This is a genomic window from Muribaculum sp. (genome assembly GCF_029051885.1).
GTDB lineage: Bacteria > Bacteroidota > Bacteroidia > Bacteroidales > Muribaculaceae > Muribaculum.
In genome coordinates, this window is record NZ_JAIDKI010000125.1 from 1 (window position 1) to 1,197 (window position 1,197).

The 1,197-nt window shown below is 49.8% G+C and carries 1 protein-coding gene; it reads left to right on the top strand.

The genetic code is table 11. The features are described from left to right. Positions 1 to 231: 231 nt before the first annotated feature. A partial coding sequence (locus K2I50_RS05545) for a TonB-dependent receptor plug domain-containing protein (protein ID WP_301025216.1) occupies positions 232 to 1,197 on the top strand: 966 nt, incomplete at its 3' end.

Consider the following 1,197-nt stretch of genomic DNA (forward strand, 5'->3'; position numbering starts at 1 on the left):
TCCTTCGTCACATGTCGAAAATCGTCTCAAGCTATACGACCCTGGCGGCAACATTTATTATTAAACAAGCTCTAAGTAAGTATGTATATGAGATTTTTCAGACTTTTCGAGATGAAAATTTCAGAATGCCCAATCATGATGCAACATATCGGGTAGTGACGTATCTCTCTTGTAGATAACTGATTGCGTGGCGGTATGATGATGCTCGTCGGAAATGCTTAACTTTGTGGCATGAAAACAGTTGTTTTAGGTCTATGCCTGATTGGCGCAATCGGGGATGCTATTGCTGAGGAGTCTGGCGACAGCATAGCGGCTGAGCAGCTCAAAGAGGTTGTTGTCACCGGTACCTCAGCACGTCAGCGTATTGACAACCCCCGACTCGGTTCCGAGCGAATCGAAATGTCAAAGATGCTGCAAGTTCCTGCCTTTGGCGGTGAAGCCGACATTATCAGGTCAATCACCCTGCTTCCCGGTGTCCGCAGCGAGGGTGAGGGTGGCGGTGGATTCGAGGTCAGAGGCGGCAATGCCTACCAGAACCTTGTATTGCTCGACGGCATATCTCTCTACAACCCTGCCCACGTGATGGGCATCTTCTCCACGTTCAACGAAAATGCTCTCGGCAGTGCAACTCTCTACAAGGGCGCTCTTCCGGCAATGTATGGCAACGCCACTTCCTCAGTGCTTGAGACCACCCTCGCTCCCGGGGATATGGAGGAATACCACTGTTCGGCATCCATAGGCATACTTTCCGCCAAGATTATGGCCGAGGGACCGATTGTAAAGGACAGACTCTCTTTTGCCGTCAATGCGCGGCGCTCGTACGTGGATGCATTTTTAAAAATGATTCCACAATACAGGAGCACCGTGATGAATTTCTATGATATCTCGGCAAAACTGCGTTATCGCATCTCGCCGGGTCATCTGCTCGACGGCTCGTTTTTTATCAGTCACGACAATATGGCCGTTGCCGACCTGATGGGGATGTACTGGGGCAATCTCGGGGCTTCGCTAAACTGGACAGCCCAGTCGGATGATAATCTTTCGTTCAAGACCGTTGTCGCGATGACGCATTTCAGCCCGAAAATGAGTGCGGATATAATGGACATGAATGAGACGATGTGGACATATGTCCATAATTATTCGTTAGACGAGAAGATGCGATGGCTGATTGCCGACGGTCATGGTCTGGAATTCGGA